This window comes from Agromyces sp. NPDC029043 (assembly GCF_055564615.1).
Map to the genome: position 1 here is coordinate 1 of NZ_JBVHVX010000027.1, position 26,599 is coordinate 26,599.

The 26,599-nt window shown below is 63.8% G+C and carries 30 protein-coding genes and 1 pseudogene; 15 read left to right on the forward strand and 16 right to left on the reverse strand.

The annotated features are described in order from the left end of the window. From ACZ4TW_RS22065 to ACZ4TW_RS22085, 5 genes are all read right to left on the reverse strand, one after another. Window positions 1-386 (reverse strand): cation transporter (locus ACZ4TW_RS22065; RefSeq protein ID WP_465546421.1); only part of this gene is annotated, 386 nt, incomplete at its 3' end. Between the two features lie 62 nt (window positions 387-448). Continuing rightward, a complete protein-coding gene (locus tag ACZ4TW_RS22070; protein ID WP_007239618.1) occupies window positions 449-1,408 on the reverse strand; it encodes a hypothetical protein in 960 nt (319 codons plus the stop codon). Between the two features lie 92 nt (window positions 1,409-1,500). Next, window positions 1,501-1,707, reverse strand: a complete 207-nt coding sequence (locus tag ACZ4TW_RS22075) for a heavy-metal-associated domain-containing protein (protein ID WP_005195294.1) — start codon at window positions 1,705-1,707, stop codon at window positions 1,501-1,503. A 103-nt stretch (window positions 1,708-1,810) separates the two neighbouring features. Further along, window positions 1,811-3,079 (reverse strand): MFS transporter, encoded by a 1,269-nt coding sequence (locus ACZ4TW_RS22080; protein WP_465546424.1) that lies wholly within the window; start codon window positions 3,077-3,079, stop codon window positions 1,811-1,813. Between the two features lie 3 nt (window positions 3,080-3,082). Beyond that, complete coding sequence (locus ACZ4TW_RS22085) at window positions 3,083-4,219, reverse strand: PLP-dependent cysteine synthase family protein (RefSeq protein WP_465546426.1); 1,137 nt, start codon at window positions 4,217-4,219, stop codon at window positions 3,083-3,085. Window positions 4,220-4,426: 207 nt separating this feature from the next. Between ACZ4TW_RS22085 and ACZ4TW_RS22090 the strand changes: the two genes are divergently transcribed. The 3 genes from ACZ4TW_RS22090 to ACZ4TW_RS22100 are packed head-to-tail and all read left to right on the forward strand — an operon-like array spanning window position 4,427 to window position 6,847. After that, window positions 4,427-5,197: a response regulator transcription factor gene (locus tag ACZ4TW_RS22090; protein WP_465546428.1), complete on the forward strand. Its 771-nt coding sequence runs from the start codon at window positions 4,427-4,429 to the stop codon at window positions 5,195-5,197. Beyond that, window positions 5,187-6,419, forward strand: coding sequence for a sensor histidine kinase (locus tag ACZ4TW_RS22095; RefSeq protein ID WP_465546430.1), 1,233 nt, complete (start codon window positions 5,187-5,189; stop codon window positions 6,417-6,419). Before ACZ4TW_RS22090 ends, ACZ4TW_RS22095 begins: the two co-directional genes overlap by 11 nt. A gap of 47 nt (window positions 6,420-6,466) precedes the next feature. Then, entirely contained in the window at window positions 6,467-6,847 is a 381-nt protein-coding gene (locus ACZ4TW_RS22100; RefSeq protein ID WP_005180013.1) for a BlaI/MecI/CopY family transcriptional regulator, read from the forward strand. Window positions 6,848-6,900: 53 nt separating this feature from the next. Here the strand turns inward: ACZ4TW_RS22100 and ACZ4TW_RS22105 are convergent, their stop codons facing one another. The 3 genes from ACZ4TW_RS22105 to ACZ4TW_RS22115 all read right to left on the reverse strand — a co-directional run bounded on the left by ACZ4TW_RS22105 (window position 6,901) and on the right by ACZ4TW_RS22115 (window position 8,810). Further along, window positions 6,901-7,230 (reverse strand): hypothetical protein, encoded by a 330-nt coding sequence (locus ACZ4TW_RS22105; protein WP_465546432.1) that lies wholly within the window; start codon window positions 7,228-7,230, stop codon window positions 6,901-6,903. Between the two features lie 28 nt (window positions 7,231-7,258). Next, window positions 7,259-7,834, reverse strand: coding sequence for a hypothetical protein (locus ACZ4TW_RS22110; protein ID WP_007240708.1), 576 nt, complete (start codon window positions 7,832-7,834; stop codon window positions 7,259-7,261). A 343-nt stretch (window positions 7,835-8,177) separates the two neighbouring features. Next, complete coding sequence (locus tag ACZ4TW_RS22115) at window positions 8,178-8,810, reverse strand: TetR/AcrR family transcriptional regulator (RefSeq protein ID WP_465546434.1); 633 nt, start codon at window positions 8,808-8,810, stop codon at window positions 8,178-8,180. Between the two features lie 171 nt (window positions 8,811-8,981). Between ACZ4TW_RS22115 and ACZ4TW_RS22120 the strand changes: the two genes are divergently transcribed. After that, window positions 8,982-10,532, forward strand: a complete 1,551-nt coding sequence (locus ACZ4TW_RS22120; RefSeq protein ID WP_465546436.1) for an MFS transporter — start codon at window positions 8,982-8,984, stop codon at window positions 10,530-10,532. A gap of 200 nt (window positions 10,533-10,732) precedes the next feature. Here ACZ4TW_RS22120 and zapE read toward each other — a convergent pair whose 3' ends face one another. Then, window positions 10,733-11,740, reverse strand: a complete 1,008-nt coding sequence (zapE, locus tag ACZ4TW_RS22125) for a cell division protein ZapE (protein WP_270486921.1) — start codon at window positions 11,738-11,740, stop codon at window positions 10,733-10,735. Between the two features lie 322 nt (window positions 11,741-12,062). Between zapE and ACZ4TW_RS22130 the strand changes: the two genes are divergently transcribed. The 4 genes from ACZ4TW_RS22130 (at window position 12,063) to ACZ4TW_RS22145 (ending at window position 14,982) form a co-directional block, all read left to right on the forward strand. After that, window positions 12,063-12,326: a hypothetical protein gene (locus ACZ4TW_RS22130; RefSeq protein WP_465546439.1), complete on the forward strand. Its 264-nt coding sequence runs from the start codon at window positions 12,063-12,065 to the stop codon at window positions 12,324-12,326. Window positions 12,327-12,478: 152 nt separating this feature from the next. Further along, window positions 12,479-12,883, forward strand: coding sequence for an MFS transporter (locus ACZ4TW_RS22135; RefSeq protein WP_369141757.1), 405 nt, complete (start codon window positions 12,479-12,481; stop codon window positions 12,881-12,883). Between the two features lie 82 nt (window positions 12,884-12,965). Next, on the forward strand, window positions 12,966-14,324 hold the full coding sequence (locus tag ACZ4TW_RS22140) for a TrkH family potassium uptake protein (RefSeq protein ID WP_454166274.1): 1,359 nt from the start codon (window positions 12,966-12,968) through the stop codon (window positions 14,322-14,324). Window positions 14,325-14,343: 19 nt separating this feature from the next. After that, complete coding sequence (locus ACZ4TW_RS22145; protein ID WP_279107505.1) at window positions 14,344-14,982, forward strand: potassium channel family protein; 639 nt, start codon at window positions 14,344-14,346, stop codon at window positions 14,980-14,982. A 135-nt stretch (window positions 14,983-15,117) separates the two neighbouring features. Here the strand turns inward: ACZ4TW_RS22145 and ACZ4TW_RS22150 are convergent, their stop codons facing one another. Together ACZ4TW_RS22150 and ACZ4TW_RS22155 are read right to left on the reverse strand one after the other, a co-directional pair. Then, window positions 15,118-15,402, reverse strand: coding sequence for a hypothetical protein (locus tag ACZ4TW_RS22150; RefSeq protein WP_465546441.1), 285 nt, complete (start codon window positions 15,400-15,402; stop codon window positions 15,118-15,120). Window positions 15,403-16,366: 964 nt separating this feature from the next. Then, window positions 16,367-16,855: pseudogene (locus ACZ4TW_RS22155) on the reverse strand (arsenic resistance protein); the annotation flags it as partial. A gap of 97 nt (window positions 16,856-16,952) precedes the next feature. On the opposite strand from ACZ4TW_RS22155, the gene ACZ4TW_RS22160 reads away from it, so the two are divergent. Next, window positions 16,953-17,303: an ArsR/SmtB family transcription factor gene (locus ACZ4TW_RS22160; protein WP_465546443.1), complete on the forward strand. Its 351-nt coding sequence runs from the start codon at window positions 16,953-16,955 to the stop codon at window positions 17,301-17,303. A 287-nt stretch (window positions 17,304-17,590) separates the two neighbouring features. After that, window positions 17,591-17,815 (forward strand): hypothetical protein, encoded by a 225-nt coding sequence (locus tag ACZ4TW_RS22165; RefSeq protein WP_259906560.1) that lies wholly within the window; start codon window positions 17,591-17,593, stop codon window positions 17,813-17,815. Window positions 17,816-17,892: 77 nt separating this feature from the next. Here the strand turns inward: ACZ4TW_RS22165 and ACZ4TW_RS22170 are convergent, their stop codons facing one another. Together ACZ4TW_RS22170 and ACZ4TW_RS22175 are read right to left on the reverse strand one after the other, a co-directional pair. After that, window positions 17,893-18,216, reverse strand: coding sequence for a hypothetical protein (locus ACZ4TW_RS22170; RefSeq protein WP_465546445.1), 324 nt, complete (start codon window positions 18,214-18,216; stop codon window positions 17,893-17,895). Between the two features lie 139 nt (window positions 18,217-18,355). Next, entirely contained in the window at window positions 18,356-18,916 is a 561-nt protein-coding gene (locus ACZ4TW_RS22175; RefSeq protein ID WP_465546446.1) for a DNA-binding protein, read from the reverse strand. 220 nt (window positions 18,917-19,136) lie between these two features. On the opposite strand from ACZ4TW_RS22175, the gene ACZ4TW_RS22180 reads away from it, so the two are divergent. From ACZ4TW_RS22180 to ACZ4TW_RS22195, 4 genes are all read left to right on the forward strand, one after another. After that, the gene (locus ACZ4TW_RS22180) at window positions 19,137-19,418 is read left to right on the forward strand and encodes a hypothetical protein (RefSeq protein WP_061230199.1); all 282 of its coding nucleotides are present in this window, start codon (window positions 19,137-19,139) and stop codon (window positions 19,416-19,418) included. A gap of 101 nt (window positions 19,419-19,519) precedes the next feature. Next, window positions 19,520-20,566: a PDDEXK nuclease domain-containing protein gene (locus ACZ4TW_RS22185; RefSeq protein WP_465546449.1), complete on the forward strand. Its 1,047-nt coding sequence runs from the start codon at window positions 19,520-19,522 to the stop codon at window positions 20,564-20,566. 147 nt (window positions 20,567-20,713) lie between these two features. Continuing rightward, window positions 20,714-21,274, forward strand: a complete 561-nt coding sequence (locus ACZ4TW_RS22190; RefSeq protein WP_465546451.1) for a hypothetical protein — start codon at window positions 20,714-20,716, stop codon at window positions 21,272-21,274. 198 nt (window positions 21,275-21,472) lie between these two features. Continuing rightward, window positions 21,473-22,030, forward strand: a complete 558-nt coding sequence (locus ACZ4TW_RS22195; RefSeq protein WP_465546453.1) for a hypothetical protein — start codon at window positions 21,473-21,475, stop codon at window positions 22,028-22,030. Window positions 22,031-22,487: 457 nt separating this feature from the next. Here ACZ4TW_RS22195 and ACZ4TW_RS22200 read toward each other — a convergent pair whose 3' ends face one another. From ACZ4TW_RS22200 to ACZ4TW_RS22210, 3 genes are all read right to left on the reverse strand, one after another. Continuing rightward, window positions 22,488-22,973 (reverse strand): hypothetical protein, encoded by a 486-nt coding sequence (locus tag ACZ4TW_RS22200; RefSeq protein WP_465546454.1) that lies wholly within the window; start codon window positions 22,971-22,973, stop codon window positions 22,488-22,490. Then, the gene (locus ACZ4TW_RS22205; RefSeq protein ID WP_465546456.1) at window positions 22,970-23,683 is read right to left on the reverse strand and encodes a ParA family protein; all 714 of its coding nucleotides are present in this window, start codon (window positions 23,681-23,683) and stop codon (window positions 22,970-22,972) included. The genes ACZ4TW_RS22200 and ACZ4TW_RS22205 overlap by 4 nt, the downstream gene beginning before the upstream one ends. 356 nt (window positions 23,684-24,039) lie before the next feature. Further along, complete coding sequence (locus ACZ4TW_RS22210; RefSeq protein WP_465546458.1) at window positions 24,040-25,014, reverse strand: GAF domain-containing protein; 975 nt, start codon at window positions 25,012-25,014, stop codon at window positions 24,040-24,042. Between the two features lie 77 nt (window positions 25,015-25,091). Between ACZ4TW_RS22210 and ACZ4TW_RS22215 the strand changes: the two genes are divergently transcribed. Further along, on the forward strand, window positions 25,092-26,486 hold the full coding sequence (locus tag ACZ4TW_RS22215) for a cytochrome P450 (RefSeq protein ID WP_465546460.1): 1,395 nt from the start codon (window positions 25,092-25,094) through the stop codon (window positions 26,484-26,486). The last annotated feature ends 113 nt before the right edge of the window (window positions 26,487-26,599 follow it).

Genomic DNA, 26,599 nt, shown 5'->3' on the forward strand with positions numbered 1-26,599 from the left:
ACCATTGCCAGCGCGATCACCGGTACCGAGAGAACCACCGCACCGATCAGTCGGTGACGCAAGGCCACGAGCTCCCCGTCGTCGTCCGAAGGGTCATCGTCGGGGGCGGCACCTTTGGTGGGAGTGGCGGGCAGCGCAGCGTGGTATCCGGCCTGTTCGATGGTCTCGATCAGCAGGTGTGGGTCGACACCGGCGGGTGCGCTGACGTGAGCTTTTTCGGTGGCGTAGTTCACCGAGGCGCTCACTCCGTCGAGTTTGTTCAGTGTGCGTTCGATGCGTGCCGCGCACGATGCACACGTCATGCCCGACACGGCGAGTTCGACATCGACGGCGCCTGTCTGCTCGGCGGTGGCCGCAGGTGGGTGGATCGGAGCTGAGGTGGTCATGGGGGAGTTCCTCGTGGGTGAATGCCTCGGCGCAATGCCCCGGGGTGGCGCTGGTCAGCGAGTTAGTGTCCGGCGTGCGGATCGGCCGAGGGGGCCGTGGAGTCAGGTGTCGGGGCAGGGGTGCCGGTGGGGGCATCGAGAACGAAGGTGGCGGTGTGCACAGCGCCGTCGACCTGGAAGTCGAGGTAGAGCAGATAGCGGCCCGGGGTGGGGGCGGTGGTGGCGAAGCGGACCTGTGGTCCCGCTAGTTGACCGGCGGTCGGTGCCACGCCCTCAGGGTGAACATGCAGGTAGGCCAGGTCGCCTTGACGCAGGGCCACCAAGTGACCGAAAGCGCCCAGATACGGCTGCAGGGTGGTAACCGGTTGTCCTGCTCGGCGCACGGTGACGGTCAGTTCGGACTCGGCGCCCGCGCGCAGATGACCGGCCAGCTCGATGTCGAACCCGTCGACGGATGACTGTCGTGATTCGGCGGTGGGTGGGGCCGGCTGGTAGTCACCGCTGACTTCGACGGTGCTGGTGAGGGTGAGGGGTTGGCCGGTGGCGGCGGGCACGAAGTCGGCGTAGATCCGGTAGCTGCCTCCCGTCGCCCACTGCCAGGGCAGCGTCCAGCGCCCTTCGGGCGAGAGGGTGGGGTGCACGTGTCGGAAGTGGGTGCCATCCGCGCGGACGACGATCAGGTGCAGCTGCTTGTCGTGCTCGGTGGCGAAGTCGGTGACCGCGGTCCCGGCGGCATCGAGGATCTCAAAGCTCAATGGAGCCTGCACCCCGGACGCATGGGGTGCCACCACATTCCCCAGGATGAAGCCGGCTGCTGCCATCGAAACTCCGCGAACCTGATCGGCCCCCGGAGACGAGGCGGATGTTCGCGACTGTGGTGCAGCATTGTGATCGGCATGGGCGGACTCAGCCGGCGAGGTCGACGCCCTGTCGGGAGCGACACCAGCGGCGATGGCGTACGCCGCAGCGAAAACTATCAGCAGGGCCGCGGCGAAGACGCCGAGCTTGGTTGGAACATTCATCGCTGGATTCCTGTCATCGGTGGTGGCGACACCCACGCCGCCCGGGAGAGGCTGAAGTCGCCAGTGGGGCAGACACTTCAGCCCCTCGTCGGCTACTGCGCCAGGTGGTAGCCGGCCTCTTCGATCGCGCCGCGGATCGCGTCGGCCTCGATCGGGGCCGAGCTAGAGATGGTGACTCGCCCGCTGGCCACGTCGACGTCGACGTCAGTTACGCCGGCCAGTGCGCCGACTTCTTCACGCACCGACGCCGCGCAGTGCCCACACGTCATTCCGGAGACGATCACTGTCGATGTGCTCATGAGATGTGCCCTTTCGGTACAGCAGTGGTGCCAACGACCCTCAGGGGGTCTGTCGCTGTGGCGTCTCGCCACACCACCGTTATACCTTACCCCCCTAGGGTAATCAATGGGTTGTGGTGGGCTGAGCTTCGGTGGGGGCGGCGACACTGAGCCATCCGCGGCGGTGCAACAGCAACAGGGCAGACGCCGCCGCCATGCCGGTGAGGACTAGAGCGATCCACACCAGTTCGGGCATGTCGCGGGTGGTGGCCGCGCTGAACACCCACCCGGTCGCGGCGTTGCCGAGCAGAATCCCGATCCCGACGATGGTGTTGTAGAGCCCGTAGTGGGTGGCGACAAGCGTGCCGCGGGCCAGTCCCACCACCGTGTCCATTTCGAATGGGAACACTGCTGCGGTGGCGGCGGCGAGCAGAGCTGCGGTGAGTAGCAGGGCGGCGATGTTGAGGGCGATGTTGCGCTGATGCGTTGCGGTGCTGGCGACTAGGGGCAGGAAAGCTGCAGCCATCAGCGTCATTCCCACGCTCAGGCTGCCGGTGCTGCCCCAGCGGTTGCCGAACCATGTGGTGATGCGTAGCTGGCCGGCGATGGCCACCAGACCGGTCACCACGAACATTGCGGTGACAACACTGGTGGCGAGGGTGGGGTTGTCTGCTATGCGGTCGGCATGTAGGGGCAGGGCGAGGTAGACCTGGAAGGACAGCACGTAAGAGCTGGCCATCGCCGCAGCGAAGAGCAGGAATCGCCGGTTACGGACGACGCTGCGCCAGTCCTGAATGATTGAGGTGCTGCTCGGGGCAGGTGTTGTTGCGGGTAGCGCTTTGATCTGCACGAGGGTCAGGACCGCGAAAACTGCTGCCGCACAGAGAGAGGTGAGCCGGAAGTCCAGGGCGGTCAGGGCTAGTCCGACCAGCGGCCCGAGCAGGATCCCGGCCTGGTAGAACACGTTGAACACGGCGAATGCTTCGATGCGGCGCTCACCGGCGTCGGCGGCCAGGTAGGCCCGTACGGCGGGGTTGAACAGCGCCCCGGCGAATCCCGTTGCCGCCGAGGCGATCAGGATCGCCGGCAGCGAACTGACCAGGGCCAGTAGGACGAATCCGATGACCCTCATCAGGCATCCGGCGATGATGAGCGGTTTGTAACCCCAGCGGTCAGCGAGTGTTCCCCCGATCAGGAACATGCCCTGTTGGGAGAAGTTGCGTATCCCCAGGACCAGGCCCACTGCCCATGCGGCCAGGGCCAGCGGGCCGGCGAGGTAGGCGGCGAGGTAGGGCATGAGCATGTAGAAGCCGAGATTGATGGTGAACTGATTGACCATCAGCACTTGGCTGGGGCGATCGAAGCTGCGGAAACTGCGGTAGAGGCGTCGCATAGATCAGCTCGTGGGCTCGGCGTGCGGCACGCAAGTGGGGTCGATGATGGTAGGGCACCGCGTCCAGCTGCTCGCGACCTGAGTGAGCGGATCGCTGATGGTGCGGGGTTCAGTGGGCGGCGCCGGGGCGCCGATCAGGTCGTGAGCGCGGCAGTACTCATCGTTGTAAATGGTTCCGTAGTAGCGAGCGGGGCCATCGGGGAACACCGCCGCGATGCGCGTATCGGCCGAACGAGTACGCGCCAGCCAGCCCGAGACCAGGGCCACCGCGCCCACGCTCCAGCCGCCGGTGGCGTAATGCGTGGCGGCCAGGGTGCGACATGCCCAGACTGCCTCGGCCGGCGCCACCCAGTGCACCTCACTGAACTGGTCATAGGCAACGTTGCGGGGGTAGATACTCGAGCCGAGTCCCCGCATAATCCGTGACTGTGCCGGCTGGCCGAAAATCGTCGAGCCAATGGTGTCTACGCCCACAACCTCCAGCTCAGGGTTGAACTGCCGCAGAGTACGAGCCACACCGGCTGAGTGCCCACCGGTGCCCACCGAGCACACCAGCACATCGATATGTCGCAGCTGCGCGATCAACTCCACACCCAACGAGCTGTAACCGGTCACGTTGTCGGGGTTGGAATACTGGTCGGGACACCACGCAGCCTCGTCGCGCTCGAGCAGGGTGCGCACGCGGTCGCGGCGGGCTTGTTGCCAACCCCCGACCGGATGGGGATCGCTGACGACATCGACCTGGGCGCCGTATGCGGCGAGCATCTGCCGCAAGATCGGTTCCAGTCCTGGATCGGTCACCAAGGTCACCGGATGCCCGAACACGATGCCCGCTAAAGCCAGGCCTAATCCCAGTGTCCCACTAGTTGATTCGATGATCCGCGCCCCCGGGGCCAGCTCTTCACGGGCGCGGGCGCGTTCCACCATGTGCAGCGCAGGCCGGTCTTTCATACCACCGGGGTTGAAGCCTTCCAGCTTGGCCCAGAAGCCGCGCCCGTGCTCGGCGAAGGGTTCCTCGATGCGCAACACCGGGGTGCCGCCCACCAGCTGACGACTCAGCCCAGCACGGGGCGACGCGGCTTCGGCGGGGAAGGTACTGGCGAATGGATCACTGGTGGTGAGGCTGTAGGAGACAGTCACACGGGCATCCTCTGCGTTGTTGAACAGGACGCCGCCGGGCAGAAATCAGATCATCAGTGTGAGAGGGAACTGTGTCGTAACGTTCCACCCGGCGACACCGCCACCTTGCCCACCGAACCTCAAGGCTGATCGGCAGCGTGGATCAAGATCTGCTCAAGAATGCCCACGAGGTTGGATGATCGTGTAGACCACCGCCACCATAGGAGCGTGCCCCAAGATCGCAACGTCGTCGACGACCTCCATATGCCGGTGGTCCGACCACCGCACGGTCTGCACGCCCTGGTGATCGAAGATGAGCCCGACATTGCCGAAGTCGTTGCTGACTACCTGCAGCGCAGCGGATTCACGGTCACCGTTGCGCCCGACGGCCAGGAGGGAGTCGCCGCCGCACGCACGGCGAGTCCGGCAGTAGTCATCCTCGACCTGGGCTTGCCGTCACTCGATGGCGTCGAGGTCTGTCGACAGTTGCGCACCTTCACCAACGCCTACATCGTGATGGTCACGGCCCGCGCGGACGAAGTCGACACAGTCGTTGGCCTGTCGGTGGGGGCCGATGACTACCTCACGAAACCATTTCGCCCTCGTGAGCTGATGGCGCGCATCGACGCCATGCTGCGCCGACCACGGCCGACCCCAACCGGCGAGTCGCACCCGCGGACGATAGGGGAGCTCACCCTCGACCCTCAGGGTCGTGAAGTCCAGGTGGAGAGCACACCCGTGGAGCTGACTCGGACTGAGTTCGACGTTCTCGAAGCGCTCACGCGGCGGCCCGGTGTTGTGTTCAGTCGAGAGCAACTGCTCACCGAAATCTGGGGACCCGACTGGGTCGGCGATGCCCACGTCGTCGAAGTCCATGTCGCCAGTCTGCGCCGCAAACTCGGTGACAGCGCCGTAGCCGGCCGATTCATCCGCACCGTTCGCGGAGTGGGCTACCGGATGGGTGACGGCCAACCTCGAGGAGCCAGCGATGAACGATGAACGTCGACGGTTGCATATCCCCGGCAGCTTCGGCTCCCGGCTCATGCTCGCTCAAGCTATCGTCATCGCCGGCGGCGGCATCAGCGTCGCGATCGTGGCACTATTCGTGGCTCCACACACCTTCCACGACCACCTCGGCCAAGCTCGCCTCGAGCCAGGGTCAGTTCAGGCCGACCATGTCGAAGCCGCGTTCACTTCCTCGATCGTCGTCTCAATGTCTGTCGCATTGATCACCTCGACGATCCTGGCCACGGCCGTCAGCTGGTTCCTGGCTCGCCGCGTACAACAGTCAGTCGCCAGTGTCGCCCGCTCAGCCGTGGCTATTGGCGCCGGCAACTACCGCACGCGCGTACCCGATCGCCAGCTCGGCACCGAGTTCACCCAGCTCAGCCGAGCTATCAACCAACTTGCACAACGGCTGGATTCACAAGACGACATCCGTAAGCGGATGCTCTCAGACCTTGCCCACGAACTGCGCACCCCACTGACCACCATCGGCGCGATCACCGACGCCATCGAAGACGGAATCCGGGCTCCCGACTCACAGACCTTTGACGTCGTGCGCACCGCCACCACCCGCCTGCAGCGTCTCGCCGAGGACATCGCGACCGTATCCAGCGCCGACGAGCATCAGATGCCCCTCCACCCGGCGACGATCACTGTCAACGAACTGCTCATCGCGACCTACGAAGAAGCCGCCGACCTGTTCACCGACGCCAAAGTCACGCTAGGCATCGTCACCACCGCCGCGCGCGTACACATCCATGTCGACGCCGAACGAATGAGCCAAGTACTGCTCAATCTGCTCACCAACGCGCTGCGACACAGCTCCCCGGGCCAGCGAGTCGTAGTGAAAGCCGACACCGCCCCGGCACACGCGGTGCGCATCAGCGTCGTCGACTGCGGTGACGGCATTCCCCCTCAACACCTTCCACACATCTTCGACCGCTTCTACCGCACCGACTCCTCACGCACCAGAGACGCCGGCGGCAGCGGAATCGGCCTCACCATCGCCCGCTCTATCGTCGAAGACCATGGGGGCACCTTGCTCGCCGAAAGCCTGGGAGCCGGACACGGAGCCACCTTCACCATCACGTTGCCGACCACCACCCGACGTCACATCCACCGCAGCACCCCTGGAACCGAATTCTCCGTGGCCTTCAAACACCGCACGCGTCGCGGCGCTGCCGATGCGCTCCAACGGGACCAAGCTACTAACTGAGGTAGTCCGTCGTAAGATTGACCCGCATCTAGAGATGGCGGGTGAAAATGACTGGGCTGGGTTCACTGGAACGCGCAGTGATGGACGTGCTGTGGTCAGCCGGTGCGGCGATGTCGGTGCACGACCTAGTCGAGGAACTCCACGACCGCGAACCGGCCTACACCACAGTGCTCACCGTCGTCACCAACCTGCACAAAAAAGGGTTCGTCGGTCGAGAAAAAGTCAGCCGCGCCTACCGGTACTTCCCCATGCAGACCCGTGAAGAGGCCACCTCACGCACCTTGCGTCAGGTCCTCGACGCCAGCGGGGACTCCGCGGCAGTACTGATGCACTTCGCCCAGACCGTGACACCCGCCGAGCGTGAAGTGCTCAGCGAATACCTCACCCTTAAACCTCGCCACACCCGCGGCGGCGGCACCAAAGCCTAAGCCATAGAAACCCTCCGACAAGGGAAACTCCGGCGAGGCCCAGGCCCGACTACTCAACCGGTCGCGCGCCCCTTGACTGCTGGGAGTAGACGCGCCACCAGCGCACCGGCCACACCCGCAGCGAAGGCCGCAGCACTCACAGCCGACACCCAGTCGTGCACATCCACAGCGGTCAGCACCCGCAGCTCAACCGGATCACCGCGCCCGACTCCTGAGCGGGGGTCGGATGGCACGAGATCCGACGTTCGGAGCAGCATCACCAGCCAGAACGCGGCCACCGCCTCAAACATCACCACAGCAAGACCCACCGCACGGGAGATCGTACGGGCAGGACCGCGCGGGCCGAACCGACCCGCACGCCGCACCTCGACACCGTCAGTCATGCCCAACCATCTCCTCAGCACACCCGCATCACACCCCACTTCTACTAACCACCTTCGTATTTTGTGGCCATCGGGCGTGGGCGCCGGGAACGAGGGTCTCGAAGCAATCACCACAGGAGGCCGGCCGGGCCAGGCGGAAGACTATCGCGGCCACCAGACCGAAAATCGCGATCACACTGCCAGTACGGACCCACCTCGGGGGTCGATTGAGCTCTGCCCTCAACGCCAACTCGGCAATCGGATCAGCAGGCACCACGCCAATCTCGATCGACGCGCCCGTGGCCGCGAACACGATGAACACCCACATCGACGAGGCCATCCACACCAGCGGGTCAACCATTACAGCCAACGACGCACCGTGCAGATGAGCAGAAAACAACATGAGCGCCCCAACACAGAGCAGCGCCAACACGATCACCGACGCGAAAACACCCTGGGGAGCAACCACCATCACGCCGACGGCCGCACTCACGGCCACCGCACACGAAACAAGCGCCCGCCACGCCTCCCCACCTCGATCCGGCTGACGGGCGGCGACACCACACGCTGTGACCGCACCGAACAGTCCCAGGAGTACACCTTGGGCCACAATGTTTGCGATCACCACGCCTCCAACAACACCAGTTTGAAACTATCCTCGATAGTAGTTCAGGTGTACCGGAGGGCGCTGAGTGGAGGGGGAGTAGCCCTATATCCCCGTGGATGGGGCGAGGCCTCCCGGGTCGACGCGTCTCTTGGGCCGCGAAATACTTGAACGGCCGCTTCCGAAGTCGGGTTGGCCGGCACTGTAGGGATTGGGACACGCCGATCTGTTGTGCCCGCAACTGAAAGCGGACAACGAAGAGTGCTGTCCGGTACCCGATCTCAGGCCGTAAGAGGAGTGCGGTTGGCGGGCTTTTCGCAGCCGAGATGGGCGCCGTTGGTCGCAGAGGTAAAAGTGCGGCCGCTCAGTTTTGCGTCTGCGTGAACGCTGGTAGCAGGATCGCGTCGATGAACCACGGGGCGTCAGCGGCGTCGAGGCGTCCGGCACGTACTTCCTCGGCAGCCGCGTTCATCACCACGTGAGTGGTGGTCAGTAGCCACGTCACGGGCAGATCAGTTCGGAACGCGTCTTCGCGTTGTCCACGCAGCAGCAAACTGCGCATGCGGGCCTCGGCGCTCTCGTGCATCTCCCAGATCCGGGCTGCGGGGAGTTCTTTCTGCGCGGCCGCCAGCAGAGCTCGAGACTGGTCAACGAGGACCCAGCTGGAGGCGACCAGGCGTTGAAACGCCTCGACAGCATCACCATCCAGCGGCACACCGGCCAGAATCTCATCGCCGCGCGCAATGCTGTCGGCCAAGGCTGCATCGATCAGCTCGGTCCGCGTCTTGAAGTGCCCGTACAGCGTTTGCCTGCCCGTACCCGCCTCCGCGGCGATGTCTGCCATCGAGGCCTCCGGGTTCTTCTGGATCGCCGCCACCGTCGCGGCGAGGAACCTTGCCCGGTTGCGCTGAGCGTCCGCCCGCAGGTTCGCTGCGCCACGTCGTTCGCCGCGCGCAGCCGCACGAGATCTCGCCGTCGTGGTCTTGGTCGTCGCCATGACCCACCTCTTAAGTCGTACGGGAATGTCTGAGATATCGTAGCGCTTATATCTCGTACATATATGTACGAGATCATCTGTGCGACGGGCCGAGCGGTCGCGCGCACAAGCGAAGAGAGGAGCCGACACCATGACCACGACACAGGTGCTTCGCCTGAGAGGTGACCGACCATGAGTCGCAACGAGATCGCCCTTAGGGCGGGAGCCAAGAAGTGGTGGGGACTGGCGGTCCTGGTGACCCCCTCGACCCTGCTGTTCATGATGCTCACGATCCTGTTCCTCGCCGCGCCGAACATGGCTGCGGACCTGAATCCGTCGAGCACTCAGCTGCTGTGGATTCTCGACATCTACGGATTCGTCATGGCCGGATTCCTTGTCGCGATGGGCGTACTCGGCGACCGGATCGGCAAGCGTCTTCTGATGGTGATCGGCGCGATCGTGTTCGCGACAGTCTCTATCGCCGCGTCGCTGACGACGATCCCCGAGCTGATGATCGTCTGGCGTGCCATCCTCGGGCTCGCCGCCGCGATGATGGTCCCGGCGACGATTGGATTGATCTTTGTGCTCTTCGCCGATCCTAAGCAGCGCGGCGTAGCTATCGGCGTCTGGGCCGGAGGCATCTCCGCCGGCGTCGCCCTCGGACCACTGCTCTCTGGTGTCCTGCTGGAAGGTTTCGGGTGGCAGGCGACGTTCCTCGTGGCGGCGCCGATCATGGCGCTTGTAGCAATCGCCGCACCGCTGCTCGTCCCCGAACATCGCGATCCCACCGCAAGAATCGACCTGCTCAGCGCCCTGCTACTGGTCGGCGGCTTACTGGCGATCATCTACGGCATCAAGCGATTCGCCGCCCAACAGCCGGCGGCCCCCTCGATCGGGCTGCTGGTCGCCGGCGCGGTTGTCGGGCTGTGGTTCGTCATCCGCCAGCTGGGCGCGCAACAGCCGCTGCTCGACGTGCGGTTGTTCGCCAACCGCACTGTGTCCGGGGCGCTGGCGGTGTTCCTACTTTCCGCAGCGGCCCTGGGTGGGGTGTACTCGCTGTTCACTCAATACCTCCAGCAAGTCCAGGACCTCACGCCGCTGCAGGCGGGCCTGTCGATCCTGCCGGCGGCGGCGCTGCTGATCGTCGTCTCAACATTCTCCTCGGTGCTTGCGAGGAGGTTCCGGCCCGGCAACGTCATCGCTATCGGCCTGCTGACTCAGGTCGTCGGCTACATCCTGTTCACCCAACTCGACGCCGGCACTGGCCTGGCGCTGGTGATCGCAAGCTTCGTCATCACCTACCCCGGCGTGGCCCCCTCGATGGCACTGACCACCGACCTCGTAGTGAGCTCGGTACCGCCCGAGAAGACCGGCGGCGCATCCGGACTCGCAACCACGGCCAACGATCTGGGCATCTCGCTCGGGGTCGCAGTCCTCGGCAGTGTCGGGATAGCGGCCTACCGCAGCAGCGTCGAGTCCTCCCTTCCCGGCAATCTGCCCGCCGATGCAGCAGCCGCGGCCTCAGACAGCATCGACGGCGCCCTCGCCTACGCCGACGAACTGCCCGGAGCGCTCGGGCAACAATTGATTGGGGCTGCACAGGTGGCGTTCACCGATGGCCTGAACACCGCAGCCGCCGTCTCCGCCGTCATCGCCAGTATTGCGGCGATCATCGCAGCAACGCGGCTACGTCACCTACGCCCCACCGGGCAGGCGCAGGAAGCACCCAAGAAGACAACCTAGCAATGGCCCCGATGACTAGCCGCCTCTGACGAGTATGGGCAAGCGCGTCCGTGTTCGCCGTGGATTCAATTCACGGCGAACACCGCCATCCTCGACGAGAACGCGGCCTCGTTATGTCAAGTGCCCTTAAGAATGCGTACTCCCCCTGCTGATTTAAACTGGTAACGAGACGTGTTGCTGTGAGACGAGTTGTCTCGCTGTTAGCTGCGAAGCAGCTGGAGTCGGCTGGCCATGCGGAAGGTGTCTGGGCGCGTGGTTTCAGTCGCGAGGAACTCGTCAACCGTGTGAGTTGCGATGAATGTGGTGGGGGTATCGGTGTCGGTCAAGATGTCGATCACGTTGATAAACCGCTGCTGCGCTTCGCGGCTTGCATCGTCGAACAGGGGGACGTCGGTTACGACCCATTCATCGAACGCGTCGGCCCAGTAGAGATATTCGATCGTCGACAGTGTTGAGTCGCAGAGCTGAGCGAACGAGATCCATAGCTGACCGTTACGGACCGCCAGGGCAGGGAACTGTCGACCCCGGACAGTGAGCGTCACATTCTCGTCGGCGGATGGATAACTACCGGGCGGCAAAACGGTCAGCCACTTGCCGGACGCGAAGCCAGTGGTGTGGTGAGGTGACTGCGTCCGGTAATCGGTGGGACCGTCGAGGTGGAAGACATCGAGGTGGTCCTTGATCATCGCGATACCAGGCTCGAAGGTGTGGTGCCAGATAGGATTGGGCAACAACGAGTCCGGCGCATAGTTTGAGGTGACCAACACCGTGAGCCGCTGAGCGAACACGAACGCGAGCAGGCGTGTGAGAAGGCGAGCGTCACCAGAATCGTGGACGTGAAACTCGTCGAAGAACAGCAGGCGACTTGGCCCGAGGAGTTCACCGAGCGCGGATTCTAACGCTCTAGGATCATCGCGGGAGTCGTGTACGCGCAGGTGCAACTCGTCGAAAAAGTTGTGGAAGTGGACCCGGATTTTCGGCACCGCTACTTCATCGAAGAAGGCTTGAGCCAGCCAGGATTTTCCACGGCCGGCCGGCCCGTAAACATAGAGTCCACGTGAACTTTCGTTTCGGCAGGCTCGAAGTCGACGACCGTCAGGCTGGGCAAGTATGGCGAGTCGTTCAGTAAGCCGCTTCTGGTCGGCACTGAGACCGATACCGGCCTGTGTGGCAGCGACATCGATTGCCTCGGCGACGCTCTGACGCACAGGGGGCACCTGACCGATCGTTGCACGCCCGATACATGTCGAAGCGATACTGTGTGCGACGTCGCACTTCCTAACGCGAGAATCTCTCATCTATTTGCACAACCGCTGCTGATCTGCAGATTGAGCTACTGACCACTGAGGCCCAAGAAGTCGCCACCGGTCGCAGCCAGCAGTTTCGTTCGAGATCCGCTAGGACGAGTTCTCTCATCTGTTTCGACTCGTCCTAGATAACAGCCGATAATAGATATTATGTCAAGTAATGCTTGTCGGAGTCGACTAGCGATGCTTGACATACAAGCTACTACTACCCCACGCTTGAAGCGTGACAACCACTCATCTTGTGGATCTCGTTGACGCGCACAAGCATGCGTATGGAGTCAGCGATGCCGAGTTGGCGCGACGCATCGGGGTTTCTCGGCAGAACCTGAACCTGTGGCGCACGCACGGGGTGCGCGGGCTACCGGCCCGCGCGACGTTGGAAGGCATCGCGACGGTAATCGGACGCACCTATCAGTCGGTCCTGGAGGCAGCACTGCGTGACGCCGGATACCTCGACGGTCCGTGGACCACCGCCGCCGACCATTAATTGAGTAGCTTCCGGATCGACGGAGACGTCGGGGGCGACGAGAAGGAAGGCCCAGCAAAGATGAAAGATGACAGTGCCCGCAATAGGCTCCTTGCGCTGGCGGCGAGCCCAGCTCGGTGGCGGCCTGGTCGCCAAGAACCCTGTGGTTTCTGATGTGCGCCAACGTCGCGGTCGCGGCCGGCACAGCACTGGTGATGGTCAATACCGTCGTCTACGTCCGCGGGGTGATGAACCGCGGTGACTCCGCCCTCGGCCTCGCCTTGGCGTGCTACGGGATGGGGTCCCTTCTGGTCGCGGTGGCCACCCCGCGGGTCGTCGAACGCATCGGGGTGATCCGCACCATGTCGGCCGGTATCGCCGTGACCGTGATGTCGCTGGCAGCGGCCCAGTTCGCACTATCGCACGCCTGCTTTCTCCTCACCTACCCGATCGCGGGCCAGTTGGGCGCATCCAGCCTGACCTTCGCCGCCAGCGCACTTGCCGCGATTGCTGTTCTCGCGGCCGTCGCTGCGACAGTCGTGGCAAGGCGAGGGCGCCCGACTATCCGACCTGATTAGCTCACGGTTCTAAGGGCGGTCGTCGGTGGCAGGTCTATTGTCGTTTCTCGTGACTGCGTATGGGCGGGTGTCACCGTCTGTGATGCGGCGGTGGGCGGGCTGGGCGACGTTGAGTCCGGTCCGGGTCGTCGCCCTGAGTTTCGCTGCGGCGATCGCGGTGGGGACCGGGTTGCTGCTGCTGCCCGCGGCGGTGGCGTCCGGGGGCGCCACCAGTGTGACCGCAGCGCTGTTCACGGCGACGTCGGCGATGTGCTTGACCGGGTTGATCGTGGTGGACACTCCTGTGCACTGGTCGGGATTCGGTCAGGCGGTCATTCTGGGGCTGATCCAGGTCGGTGGCCTGGGGATCATGACCATGGCCTCGTTGGTGGGGCTGATGTTGGCGCACCGGATCGGACTCAAGGCACGGTTGAACACCGCCGCCGAGGCCCGGGCGGCCGAACTCGGCGACGTGCGGGGCGTGGTCGTGGGCGTGGTCCGGATGAGTTTGCTGATCGAGGCGGTCACCGCGGCGGCGCTGGCGATTCGTTTCGCGGTCGGGTACGACGAGCCGGTGCTGCGGTCGCTGTGGCTGGGCGTGTTCCATTCGGTCTCGGCGTTCAACAACGCCGGGTTCGCGCTGTACAGCGACAACGTGATCGGCTTCGCCACCGATCCGTGGATCTGTGTGCCGTTGATGGTGGCGGTGATCCTGGGCGGGTTGGGCTTCCCGGTCCTGTTCGAGGTGGGGCGGCGCATCCGCCGGTCCGGATCCGCGGCCCGGGAGCACCCGCGGTGGAGCCTGCACACCCGGCTGACCGTGCACGTCACGGCGATCCTGCTGCTGGCGGGGTTCGCGGCGGTCCTGGCGCTGGAGTGGACCCGCACGCTGCAATCGTTCGGTTTCGCCGACAAGGTCCTGGTGGCCGCGTTCCAGGGGACGATGCCCAGAACCGCCGGCTTCAACAGTGTCGACTACGCGCAGATGGACGAGGCGACCCTGCTCGTGACCGACGTGTTGATGTTCATCGGAGGCGGCAGTGGAGGCACCGCCGGCGGGATCAAGGTGACGACCTTCGCACTTCTGCTGTTCGTCATGGTCGCAGAGGTGCGGGGCGAGAAATCGGTCACGATCTTCGACCGCCGTGTGGACACCCGCGTCCAGCGCCAGGCGTTGGCCGTGGCACTCATCGGTATCGGATTGGTGACGGTCTCGACCATCGTGCTCCTGGCGGGGACGCCGTTCCGGCTTAACGAACTGCTGTTCGAGGTCACTTCCGCGTTCGCCACGGTGGGGCTGTCCACCGGCATCACCGCGCAGCTTCCCGAGTGGGGTCAGTGGATACTGATCGGACTGATGTACCTGGGCCGGATCGGCCCGATCACCATGGTCAGTGCCCTGGCCGCTCGCCAACGCGGACGACGGTACGACCTTCCCGCAGAAAGGCCACTCATTGGCTAGGAAATCAGCGCCGGACGCCGTGGCAGTGCTCGGTCTGGGTCGGTTCGGCAAGTCGCTCGCCCTGGAGTTGATGTCCCAGGGCGCGGAAGTGTTGGGTGTCGACGCGAGCGATGCGGTCGTGCAGAAGATCGCCAACCGCCTCACGCACGCGGTGGTGGCCGACACCACGGACGAGGAGTCCCTACGTCAGTTGTCGGTGCACGAGTTCGATCGCGCGGTGGTGGGGATCGGCTCCGACCTCGAGGCCAGCCTGCTGACCGCCTCGGCCCTGATCAATATGGGCGTGGCGAACGTGTGGGCCAAGGCGATCAGCAACTCCCACGCCAAGATCCTCACGCAGATCGGTGTGCATCATGTCGTGCGGCCGGAACACGACATGGGCAAGCGGGTGGCCCACCTGGTCCGCGGCCGGATGATCGACTACATCGAGTTCGATGACGGGTTCGCCATGGTCAAGACCACCGCCCCCGCCTTCGCCACGGGTCGTAGCCTGGGCCAGTCCACCATCCGGACCGACTACGGCGTGACCGTCGTGGCGATCAAACGTCCCGGGGAGGGCTTCACCTACGCCACCGCCGACACGATCCTGCACCCGGGAGACACCATCATCGTCTCCGGAAAGGTGCGCGACACCGAACGGTTCGCAGAACTGACCTAGCCCCTCGGTGTCGAACAGTCCTGCTGGCGCCTGAGTCTGAGTCACTCTCGACATGACGGCAGGACAGGCGGGGCTGGTCCGGTAACCCGCCCGGTCAGTGTGGTGGTCCAGCCCGGTCCGACGGGGTACCTCGTTCTATACGGCGCTGTGAGTCGCGGCGAAGATCACGAACGCCACAAATAGGGCTCCGAGAGCGAGGCTGGTGCCGATGACAGCGTCACGACGATTGGATGCCTCGCCTTGGTCCACGAGCTTGAGGCTGATCCATCCGGATACGAGGGCAACTATGGCGGCGGCGATGGTGATGGCGCCGCCGATGAAGGGCACGAGGGACGCCAGCGCGGCGACAATGCCAGCAACTAGGGACGTGATCCCGGCGCCATTGCGGTACGCCGTCCCGGCGGGATAGTCCTCGAGCATGGGGCCTCCCATCGCGCAGTCCGGTGAGCGAACAATACCTGCAAGCGGTCAAGCCTGAGACTGCCTTTTGTCTGCCTCCGGTTCACGAGAAGGGGTTTTCGGGTCTGGTCGACCCGCTTCGCCCGGGCTCACCCGGTGATTAGCCCCGGGGGGTGGATGTTAGTGGTGGCGACCACCGGGGCGTCGGTTCGGCTGGTGGGCTGGGTGGCCGAGGCGAGGGGTATGCGCAATACTCGGAGTCGACGAGTTCGTCTATCACAGATTCGGAGAGTGCGAAATCCCCTGATGGGTATTTCTTGCGGAAGGCCTGGGTCGTCTGACGACCCGGGCCCGAGTTGTCTCTGGTTGGTTTCACTGAGTCGGCCAAAGGGAGATTTCACTCAACCGCCGAATCGGTCAAGGCACCAGCCCCGGCAAAGGAACGGATGCTGGCACCTTCTCCCCTAGCCGCTGAGACGTTTACCATCGGCAGGCATGGCCCCTGCCACGACTGCCCGCAACCAGCTGCACGTCTCAGTGCTCACGCCGGCTCACAAGGCGGTGGCGTTTTTCACCGGCGACGACACGGTGGATCTGGACGATGTCGACTGGCTTCTTCCCCAGGGGTGCGCCCCCGGTGATGAGATCTTCCACGTCACCGGATCGGCGAGGCCCGGCCATCGTCGAATGGGACCACATCATCGACGGGCCGCACAGCCCAGACGGGCTCGATTTCGAGAGCATCGAGTTCTACCCGGACGGTGTCTCGGTAGCCGCAGTCGAGCGTCGGCTTGGATATCCGCTGCCGTCTCTGCCAGGCACGATCGATCCCGACCTGGCAGACAAGGTCCGGGCAGCGGTCCGGGCCGAAGCCGAATCCCCGACCTCGTGGCGGGAGCTGAGCGATGCGCGGTGCGCCCAGCTCACCGTGGTCTCCGAGGAATATTCGGCCTACGGCTGCCCGGTGTGCGAGCGCACCGAGCTAGACCACCTGGAACACGGAATTGATGGCCACCAGCACGGCGGCGGCCTCGCGGTCGCCGCAGGCGAGATCGTTCCAGATGAACACCATGGCGATACAGCGGGCGAGCCCGACGATGATCAGCCCGGTGCGGTACTCCGGCAGGTCCGGCAGGAAGATCCAGGCCAGCGCGAACATGAACGCCGGGCCGAGCACCCAGTTGAGAACCAGGGACAGGGTGAGGAGCTTGCGATCGCCGGTGACCCGGTGGGTCTCGTCGTAGCGGACCTTCGCGAGCACGGGGTACATCATCACCAATAGACCGATCGCGATCGGAACGGAGATCCCACCGACCTGCATTGAATCCAAGACGGCGTTGAGGCCTGGGACGAACCTGCCCAGCAGCAGACCGACCGCCATCGCCACCAGAATCCAGACGGCGAGCCAGCGGTCGAGAAAGGACATCTCCTTGGCGACCGGCGCGACAGCCGGCGCAGGTGAGGTGGTGCGCATCGGCACGAGACTCCCTTAGATCGATGATTGTCTATGCGACAGGCTAGGCTGACATATCGGTATGTGTCAATGTAAGATCGTCGACGGGTGATCGAAAGTGACTGTGGCAAATTCCGACCTACTGGCCCCTGAGCGGGCCGAGTGCTGTTCCATGGCTGCGACACCGGTAGATGCACCGACAGCGGAACGGATGGCGGGAAGGCTCAAGGCGCTGGCAGATCCGATGCGTCTACGGCTGATGTCGCATATCGCCGCACACGGGTGCGATTCAGTATGTGCGTGTGACCTGCTCGAGGTAGTCGAAATCAGCCAGCCGACGATCAGCCACCACCTCAAAAAGCTCGTGGACGCCGGCCTGCTGACCAGAGAGCAACACGGCAGATGGGCTCACTATTCAGTCATACGGGAGGCCTTCGACGATCTGCGCCGCTTCCTGGACCTGACCTGACCGACGCAACGCTTCGTCGGCTCTCGGAGCCGGTCGCGACGAGACTTGGGCCATCGATCGCGACCAAGAGCTCTCCGGAAAGACCGCCAGGTTTGCGACCGCCCACTCGTCGGTACGCAACGCCATCTGGAATTGAACACACCTCGAATAACTACCGGCTGCCAGTCATCACCTGGCGACAAGGCGGCGTCAGCAGAACCGAGTACGCGCACCGCTTCGCCCTCCTAGTCGCCGGCCAACTGACCGCCGAGGCGATCGGTGAGCACCGCTGCAACGAACCCCTGTGCGTGCGCGTAGACCCGGACCATCTCATCGCCTCAACCCAATCAGCGAACCTGCTCTACGCGGTCGCCTGCGGACGCACCGGAATCATCCGCAACACCACCGAACGCCACGACCGGCACGCCCGATCCCTCGCCGTCCGCGACGCGGTCGCCGGCGGCTGGAACCCCAAGGCCTACGCCCAAGCTTGCGGCAACACCGCACCACTAGACGAGCCCCCACTGTTCTAGAATCGTCTCCAAACACCTACAGCAATGGCCCCACCAAAGAGGTGGGGCCATAGCTGTATCGGTCGGGGTGGGAAGTGTCAGCGGGCGGCCGCCATGCGTCTCTGGCGGCGCAACTGCCAGTAACGCGGAATCGCCCACCGCAACGGCGTCTTGTCGATCACCACCAGCGCCAGACGCGACCGGTAATGCACATCGTGGCGCACGGCGAACGACCAGTGCCCGACAAACCACGCCACCATCCCCAACGCCATCACCGTCGGCGCCCAGGAGCTCGACTGCACCACCCCACAGAAGCCGATCACGGCGCAGATGCCTCCGATGCCGCGCGCCAGCGGCGGCACCAGAAGCGATGCCACCGCGACCACCGCCACGGCCTGTACCGCGGTCTGCAGATCCCACATGACGCCCCCCGTGTTGGCGTTCCGGCTGTTACGACCCGAACTCAACCGGCGGAGCTCCGAGCCGCTTGTTCATTGGCAGTCCTGTTCGGTCAGTGTGCTCGCCCGGTCCGACACGACAAGACCATCACGGTGCGGATCGCTACTTGTCCTCGGCGGACTGTGCGGAAGAACGAAACGCGTCCAACAGTTCACGCAAGGTGTCCGAAGTGGCCTCGGCCCGCACCCGGGCACGGTCGGCCTCCTCGGCCTGGACGCGCGCCTGCTCCGCCTCACGCTGCATCGTCTCGAGTTGCTGGCGGACCTGGGCCAGCTCGGTGCGCAGCTGCTCGGCGTCCCGGACCGCCTCCTCCCTGGCCGCGTCGGCGTCTGCTCGTTGCGCCGTGGCGGACTCCGCCGCAGCGAGGGCATCGGCCTCGCCGGCGCGCGCGGCATCGAGCGCCACCGCAGTGGCCTCGTCTGCCTGCTCGGCGGCGCGCTTCCACGCCGCCGCCCACACCGAGGCCACCATCGCCGACATCGGCTCCGACAAGTCCGGGGCCTCCGGCACCTCGCCGGCTGCACCCGCGGCGTGCTCGCGCATCCACGCCGCCACCTCGCCGATCCGCACCCCCGCCTGCTTCTGCACCGCCCGCACGGTGACCTTGTCCCCACGCGCGACGAGTACGCCGTAGGCGTGAGCGATCTTCTCTGACGTCGACATGGCAGCCCTTCCAGATTCAGCGTCCGGTAACCGGTAATCGGTAACGTGTTTTGTTTCCTACGTTACCCATTCTAGGTGACGCCCGCGCCCATGTCGAGGATCGAGCGCTGACCGCTGCTAAGGCGCCCGGCGTCCGGCGGCGAGCACACCGGCGGCGACATGAGCCGGGTGGACAATTCCACGTACCAACGACTGAACGGAGAAGATTGTGGATGCAACAATGCTCGCGCTCACTCTGAGCGTGTGCGCGTACTGCGCGATCGCGGTGACCGTGATGGTCGCCGTGCCCGCCGGTCGCGGACATCACATTGGCCGTCCGGGGACGTTCGTCGGCATCGCCTCCGGCGTGACAGGCCTGGGACTGTCCGGAGTCGCCGTCCTGGCGTCGTCGGCGGTCCTGCCCATGGTCGCCGGAGGCGCCATCGGCGCCGGCCTCATCGGAGCCGGCCTCGGCTTGGCCCTGAGTGAGGCGGTGAAGGCTCTTCCCGCCGGCCGGGATTGAACTTTGAGGGCCCGGCCCCGGCGAGTCGCCATTGACGGGCCTGGCACATCTGCAGCCGGTTGCTATCCAGCGTGCCGGGGTAAACCTGTCAGGATGGACGGGTGACCTCCCGGGACCTGGACCTGCCATCCAACTATGGGCGCCTCGTCGAGGATCTCAAGGACAGGGTCCGACGAGCACAGGTCACCGCGCAGCGAAGGATCAACACCCAGCTGATCGAGCTGTACTGGTCCATCGGACAGGCTGTGCGCGAGGAGAGCGCCCGGCAGGGGTGGGGTAGCGGTGTGATTCGCAGGCTCGCCGAGGATCTTCGGGCCGAGTTTCCCCAGATGAAGGGCTTTTCTGCCCGAAACCTGCAGTACATGGCGACCTTCGCCGGCGCCTGGACTGCCGGACCAATCGCGCAACAGCCTGTTGCGTACTTGCCCTGGGGGCACGTGACTGTCCTGCTGGACAAGCTCAGCGCTCAGGACGATCGAGACAAGTACGCAGCCGCGGCCGTCGAGCACGGCTGGTCGCGCAACGTGCTGGCCAACATGATCGCCAGCAGCGCCCTCGAACGCCGCGGGGCGGCTCCGTCGAATTTTGCGCAACAGCTTGTTGCGCAAGATTCCGAGCTTGCCCAGCAGATCGCCAAGGACCCGCTGATCCTTGATTTTCTGGACCTGTCCGGCGAGGTCGCCGAGCGTGAGCTCGAGGAGTCCCTGACCGACCGGATCGTCGATACGCTGCGCGAGCTCGGCCCGGGATTCGCTTTCGTGGGAAGACAAGTGCACTTCGACGTCGGGGGCGAGGACTTCTACGCTGACCTACTGTTCTTCCACGTCGAGCAATTGCGGTACGTCGTCATTGAGCTCAAGACCGGCAAGTTCAAGCCAGAACACGCCGGGCAGCTGCAGTTCTACGTCGCCCTGGTCGAGGATCGCCTGCGCCGCGCCTCGCATGCCCCGACTGTCGGGATCCTGGTCTGCGGCAGCCGCAATGATCGTGTCGTCCGCTACGCACTGAACCAAGCCGGCGCACCCCTGGCCGTCTCAACCTTCAGCTATGAGGCCCTACCCGCCGCAGAGCAAGAGGCACTACCCAGCGAAGACGACCTCACCGCAGCCCTGGCCCAAATCACCGAGAACGACCAAGACCACTCGTAAACAACGCTGGAACACACCGTAGCCCCAAAACAGGGGCCCGACCAGCCATTACGTTAACGCCGATAACTTACGTTATGTCAGGTAATCCTGATGCAAAAGTTTTGGAGCGTCTGGTTTTCCTGATGCGCTCGGTCTACCCTAGCACTCATGGGATGGCGATACGACAGCGAAACGCATCTGCATGAGGCCGGACTGGTTCCAGTGTTCGTCGACGGCGCGGAGGGTCACGGGTCGACCATGGTTGACGGTGTGGACCACGAGATCGTCGAACGCGGCCAGCTCCCGGCCGACGATCGCCTGCGGCCCTCGGCGCAGATTGTCGGGTGGCTACTGCGCTGCCACTGCGATCGCTGGGACAGTTCCGAGGGCTCGATGTGGACCGATCCGATCCAGTGGACTCGGGTCCCTTCGCCGTCCCTTGAGGACCTCGCCCGCCACCGCGTGTACGCCTCCGACGCCGATCTCTGGGTGGCCGATCGAACCGATGTCGAGCAGGCCGCCCGAGCGGTGTGGCGGCGTGAGCATTTGGATCCGGTCGACGTCGACGACGAGATCCGGGCGGCAGTCGCCGATCGAAGGGCGGCTGAGGAGCGCCTGGACGCCGCAGTCACCCGGGCCCGGCAGATGGGCCGGTCGTGGGCGAAGATCGGCGTGGCCGCAGGCATGACGACACAATCGGCGAACGAGCGCTGGAGGAACCGAGTATGAGTAGCGGTGACCGAATTCCGATGCGGGAGTTCATTGTTGAAGCCGATGACGTGATGGTGGTGTCGAGAATTGTGGCCGGAGTGGTGGGCCGAGGACTGAGTCCTTCCGAGTCCTCACGCCTGCGGATGGCGTGGCGATCAGCGTCACCGGCCACACTGATCGAGATTGCCGACCAGCTCGACAGCGAGGACCGAGCATATGGGTGAGGTCACGCAGTTCCGGATGAAACTGACTCCGCGGCAACGGGAACTGCTACGCATCCGCCTATGGGTGTATGCCGACATGCTGTACGACGATGTCGAGGAACATGGCGGCGAACCGGTGGAGCCCAACGAGGGCTGGTGGTCACTGGCCGATGTCCTGCCCCCGTGCACGTGGAACCTCGATGGGGAGTGGCGCCGGAACATGGCTCGCGCCTTCGATGATTTGGCCGGCGACATGGAGACCGGAGCGCTCCCCTACCCGCGGTCGATCGCTGAGCAGCTCGCGTTGCGACTGGCGATCGATGGCGCACACACAGCAATGACCGATCACGACTACGACGCCGCCACTTTCGACACGCTCCCCCACCACCGCCATGATCGCGACTGGGAGGCTGTCGTCGACGATCTCATGGAGGACCGCGATGTCGAGGCGTTCTATTCCACCGACCCAGCCGTGGTGTCAGCATTCCTCTCCGTCCTGCCGATCGACATCTGGTTTCGTACCTTTCCTCAGCATCCTGGGCGGGCGGACACTCGCGGCCACCGCCGATAGACCAGCGGAGTAGCGGATGGCGATCGAGTCTCACCCATGGCTTTCGGCTTTTAGCCAGTAGTCCCCTCTTCGGACTCGGCAGCGCCATTTGGGTCCTGAGCCCACGCGACGTAGCCGCAGGTTCGGCAGGTCCACGATAGACAGGGATTAGTGACCTGATTGTTCCAGCCAACGAGAACGCGGTGCGGGCCGAGTGGATGACCGTTCGCGCACCGAGATGGCCCACGAAGAGCGAAGCCCGTCGACGTCTGCGGCCAGTGGTCACCGACGATGGTGCTAGCGGGATGGGCCGGCGACTGCCTTCCCGCGTCGCCGGCCGAGCAGGGCTGATCTGCTACTCCATCCACCGCATCAACAATAGTCGCGCATCGAACACCTGTGCTAGTCGTTTACGCAAGGCGATTTATGCGGCTACAACGTGGTGAGGCTACAACGCTGTAGCGATGTAATCGCCCCGTTAGAGACGTGGTCGGCCCGGGGTATTGCTGGGTTTGCTGGCCGCTTCGGCTCGCAGTAGATCGACGGCCTGCTGGGGTGTCATCTTGTCCATGAGCAGACGCATAGCGAGGCGCGCAAAGGCACTGCGCGAGTCGACCCGGGTACCTCCCCGCATTCCCGCGATGGAGGCTTCGGTTAGCCAGTCATTTGCGGCCTCGTCGAAGTAGATCGTGCTGGGCGCAACTGTGCGCCCAGTGGTGGACTGTAGCTTCGACACTGCACTAGGCGTGGCAGCCTGAGGCGCGCTCGGCTCCTGGTGCTGGGCAGGGGCGGCGACGGGCTCGTCGACCGCGGCGGCGGATTCCTCGGCGATAGGCTGATGATCGGCCGCCGGGCCTGTTGCCGGCTTGGGCGGCGCAGGGTTCTTCGGCGGCGGCATCCGCCGCGCGGTCTTACGATCGCGTTTGCTGGACAGGGCTGCGAGCCCATCGAAACTCTCGGTCATCTCACGTACTCCTGGATCATCTGGGCGGTCTGAGTAATCGCCTCGGCGACTGGACGCAGGTCTTTGCGCAAACGTGGCTCGGCGGTCATAGCGATCCGTTTGGTGCGCTGGCCAACGGCGTTTACCTGTGGAATTGGCGGGCCGACACGAACAGACGTGCCCTCGACGATTCTCGCGAGGTCCTTCACGGATCTTGCCGGCGGCGTGGCTGGCACCATGTTCGGCGAGATGATCAGCGGGTAGTCAGCCATGTCGTTGACCAGTTCCTCGAGTGCACGCATCTCGCTGACCTTTAGTGGGGCAGGTACGACCACAGCGTTTGCCACCTGCATCGCGCCGTGAGCAGCTGGCGAGATCCCTGGATGTGTGTCCACAACGACCCATTCGGTATCCCATTCGACAGCCCATCGTTCGAGTGCATCAGCCACCGTCTCGGCATCGGGCATCTGGTCATATAGGTCGGGATGACCGGGTACTAGCCGCGGTTTACGGTCGCCTTTGATCGGGTGGGGCACCCTCCCTGTCGCCAAGGCTTCGAGAATCGGCACCCGAACTCGGTCGAGGGGGCGGTACCCCCAGGCTGCGGTAGCCCCTCCCCCATCATGCTCGAAGTCGACCAGCACAGCGTCGAGCACGTACGCGAGCTCATACGCTTCGGTCGTCTTCCCGATGCCACCTTTACGGGAGTGCAACACTATGATGTTTGCCATTTGAAACCCTTCAACGTTTCACACTTCTATTGTTCAGAATTGTAAGTATACAACGTTTGACCCATACACGTGTGTAACTCTGCAACACTTAAAGACTGAAACTGGTAAACGTTGAGCCGTCGAAACCGCACAACCGCGTAGCCGCACACCGTTTCGGATGGATAACGTTGTACCGTTATAATACCCCAGTTCCCACACCGTGCCCGTCGGGTCGGCGGTGGTGTCGGAGCGATGGGTAGATTCGACAACCACCAAACGCTCTAACGTGGAGGCGTTACGCCGTTGTAACGGCACAACGTTGGGCCACTATGCCCGAAGTGCTTTCGCTCCCCACGCAACTAGCCTGCTCGCGTTGCTTAGACAGCCGTCAGTTCACACACAACAACTATTCCTGGGTCGACCGTCGGTGACGGGTAGCGATGAAGAGTTATGAGGCAAGTGCGCCAATGTTCCCGGCTCCTCAAACGAACCTGAACCTGTGGTCGCGCTTCGGCGCAAAGTCGGTTACGTAGCTCAAATAGCAGCGCAGCGTCGTCTGGGTGGAGGAGTACTGCCGAATCGTCGTCGTCCAGGGCTGCTGGGACGGGGGTCAACCAGTACGCAAGGTGCGCGGTATGGGAACGGTCTGAGAAGGCTAGAAGGGCCAATCCGCGGTTCGGGGATTGGTTACACGAGAGGCCGCGTATCCCCTGCGTTCCGATCGTAACCGGGGAGTCGTCGGTGATGTCGTGGATAATCCCGTGCACTTTGCCGTCATCAGCACTAGCCCGCGCGACAAGTTGCCATTTCATAAGCTGCTCAGGCTTAGCGTCATGGCGGAGGTCGAGTGTATCTAGGAACGGCTGGCCGTCGCGGAAACACAGTTCGACAAACTGGGCCGCACGTTCGAATTGCAGAACATTCCGAAGCAGGCTCGGAAGCTCAACCCGCTCTCTGAAGGTCGTGAAGCAGTCCGCGCGAAAGCGATGTAGAGATGCAGTCTGATGCGCGACGTGATCGGAGCGGTCCCAGACAAAGACTCCGAGACGTGGGGGAGGGGGCGGTTCCACGGAGGCTTTTGCGATCCAGATACAGACTGCGCTCACACGGTGATCCGGTCCGACAGTCAGCGCAGTCCTCACCCGCAGCGGCGTTCGGCGGGCCGTGATCGGAAGGTCGCCAATTGGCTTCTGCGTCCGAAGGATGTGGGCAACGATCTTGCGGCCATCGACACCAGTAGAGCGAGAGATTCGATCCAGGGATGCCCAGTTCCGTTCGGCCCCCGATCCCCACACAACGCTGCCGGCACGGCCTGCAAGCGTCTCTATGACCCACCACGACATTCGGACCATAATACCTGGTTGGGAGGGTATACCTCGATTGGGAAGTAGATCGGACCACCGGTCATGAGCTAGTTTGAGGAGTGCGATTGGATCAAACTCTTCCCCACGCGGCGTGGCGTCTGCCGATCCTCGGCGATGTGCTGAGTGCAGACCGGCACCGGCCGACCCAGCATGAGGCAGCTGTGGGCGAACGTCTCGGGCCGATCTATGAACGGAAGCTGCTGAACGTCCGGTTTCCGGTCGTGTGTGGCGCCGCGCTGGGCAATGAATGCAGCGATGAGCAACGATGGGGTCGCGCCCTTGCCGGCCCGACGCTGAAGCTTCGCGCGATTGCACGGTCCGGGATGTTCACCGCTCGGTCATCTGATCCTCTATGGGGCCAAGCTCGTCGAATCCTCGCGCCAGGCTTCACGCAGGAAGCGTTGCGTCGGTATCACGCAGCGATCTCGTCGGTGGTGGACGACGTAGTCGATTCCTGGGGTAGTGCCAAAACGGTGAATACGCATGACGCTATGACCGCGGCCACTCTAGAGGTTATAGCCCGGGCTGGGTTCTCTCGAAACCTGGGGCTATTTACAGGCTCCAACGATCCGGATGTCGAGACGATGATTTCGGCTGTGAACGACGTGTTGTCGTGGGCGTCGGAGTCCTCGAACGACGTTCCCCTAATCGGAGATATTCGAAGCGCTATTCAGCAGAAGCGATTTGCGGCCAAGCTGAGAGACTCAAGGGGTTTCATTGACAGAATCGTTGATGAACGAGCGTCCGAAGGGGGAGAGTTCAACGACCTACTCAGTCTTATGCTGAAGACGGCTGATCCGGAATCAGGCGAGTATCTACCCCACGACAATGTCAGAGACCAAGTGCTGACGATGCTTATCGCGGGACATGAAACAACTGCGGCGTTGTTGGAGTCAAGTCTTTGGTACCTAGCGCAAAACCCGCAGGTTGTTCATGCAATCCGGGACGAAGCGCAGCGTCGAACACTGAGCTACGAGGGCGTAGCGGGAATGCGCGTGACTCGCAATGTACTCAACGAGGTATTGCGTCTGTGGCCGCCGGTTCCTGCGTACTTCCGTGTCTCTCGCCAGGATCAGACCCTCGGAGGGTACGACATACCCGCCGGCCAGATAGTATCGGTGCTCGCACTGGCCGCGCAGCGCGACCCCCGCGTGTGGGGAGAGGATGCATCCGAGTTCAACCCGTCCCGGTGGGAGGCGCAGGCGATGCGGAAGCATCCGGGCACCTTCTTTAAGCCGTTCGGAACGGGGCCACGCTCCTGCATAGGAAGAGCCTTCGCCATGCAGGAGGCGACACTCTTTATCGCTAGTATTGCACTGCAATTCGATTTAACACTGGCCGTCAACGACGATGTGAGCCGCGGGTCGGAACCCACGATGATGGAGCGCGGAACATTGCGCCCCGAACCGTTCTACGTGAAGGTGACGCCTGTGAGGAACGTAGCGAAGATGGCGGAATAGGACGTCATCATGGGGTGGAGTTTGATCGTTCGTCTCACAGAGAAAGAAGCGCCGACAGTCTGTTGGCAAGACGGGCACGAGGTGGAGTGGGCCTCTGTGACGCGATTCAAGCG